The 1,550-nt window shown below is 53.4% G+C and carries 1 protein-coding gene; it reads left to right on the top strand.

Annotation, left to right across the window (positions count from 1 at the left end):
- Positions 1 to 1,373: TetM/TetW/TetO/TetS family tetracycline resistance ribosomal protection protein (locus tag BW09_RS10755; protein ID WP_044090697.1), on the top strand; the 1,373-nt coding region annotated here is incomplete at its 5' end.
- Between the last annotated feature and the right edge of the window lie 177 nt (positions 1,374 to 1,550).

Raw genomic sequence — 1,550 nt, 5'->3', positions numbered from 1 at the left:
ATAAATTATTGGAAAAGTATATCGCAGGAGAACCAATCAGCCGGGAAAAACTTGTGCGGGAGGAACAGCGGCGGGTTCAAGACGCCTCCCTGTTCCCGGTCTATTATGGCAGCGCCAAAAAGGGCCTTGGCATTCAACCGTTGATGGATGCGGTGACAGGGCTGTTCCAACCGATTGGGGAACAGGGGAGCGCCGCCCTATGCGGCAGCGTTTTCAAGGTGGAGTATACAGATTGCGGCCAGCGGCGTGTCTATCTACGGCTATACAGCGGAACGCTGCGCCTGCGGGATACGGTGGCCCTGGCCGGGAGAGAAAAGCTGAAAATCACAGAGATGCGTATTCCATCCAAAGGGGAAATTGTTCGGACAGACACCGCTTATCCGGGTGAAATTGTTATCCTTCCCAGCGACAGCGTGAGGTTAAACGATGTATTAGGGGACCCAACCCGGCTCCCTCGTAAAAGGTGGCGTGAGGACCCCCTCCCCATGCTGCGGACGTCGATTGCGCCGAAAACGGCAGCGCAAAGAGAACGGCTGCTGGACGCTCTTACGCAACTTGCGGATACTGACCCGCTTTTGCGCTGCGAGGTGGATTCCATCACCCATGAGATCATTCTTTCTTTTTTGGGCCGGGTGCAGTTGGAGGTTGTTTCCGCTTTGCTGTCGGAAAAATACAAGCTTGAAACAGTGGTAAAGGAACCCACCGTCATTTATATGGAGCGGCCGCTCAAAGCAGCCAGCCACACCATCCATATCGAGGTGCCGCCCAACCCGTTTTGGGCATCCATCGGACTGTCTGTTACACCACTCCCGCTTGGCTCCGGTGTACAATACGAGAGCCGGGTTTCGCTGGGATACTTGAACCAGAGTTTTCAAAACGCTGTCAGGGATGGTATCCGTTACGGGCTGGAGCAGGGCTTGTTCGGCTGGAACGTAACGGACTGTAAGATTTGCTTTGAATACGGGCTTTATTACAGTCCGGTCAGCACGCCGGCGGACTTCCGCTCATTGGCCCCGATTGTATTGGAACAGGCATTGAAGGAATCAGGGACGCAACTGCTGGAACCTTATCTCTCCTTCACCCTCTATGCGCCCCAGGAATACCTTTCCAGGGCTTATCATGATGCACCGAAATACTGTGCCACCATCGAAACGGCCCAGGTAAAAAAGGATGAAGTTGTCTTTACTGGCGAGATTCCCGCCCGCTGTATACAGGCATACCGTACTGATCTGGCCTTTTACACCAACGGGCGGAGCGTATGCCTTACAGAGCTGAAAGGATATCAGGCCGCTGTCGGTCAGCCGGTCATCCAGCCCCGCCGTCCAAACAGCCGCCTGGACAAGGTGCGCCATATGTTTCAGAAGGTAATGTAAAGATACATAATCGTCAAGACGGCAACAATCAGAAGTTATGGAGGGTAACAATGGAATATAGTAAGGAAGATTTGGGGCTGCGGACATTTTCTTGGAGATAATCACGCAGCCATTCCTTGGCTTTGACGGTATTGTACCGGGCTCATCCAACCAAGCGACTGTTTGATGCGCTCGTGG

Origin of the sequence: Bifidobacterium sp. UTCIF-1 (assembly GCF_006408915.1) — a bacterium.
Classification (GTDB): domain Bacteria; phylum Actinomycetota; class Actinomycetes; order Actinomycetales; family Bifidobacteriaceae; genus Bifidobacterium; species Bifidobacterium reuteri.
This window is presented reverse-complemented; position numbering and strand designations above follow the sequence as displayed.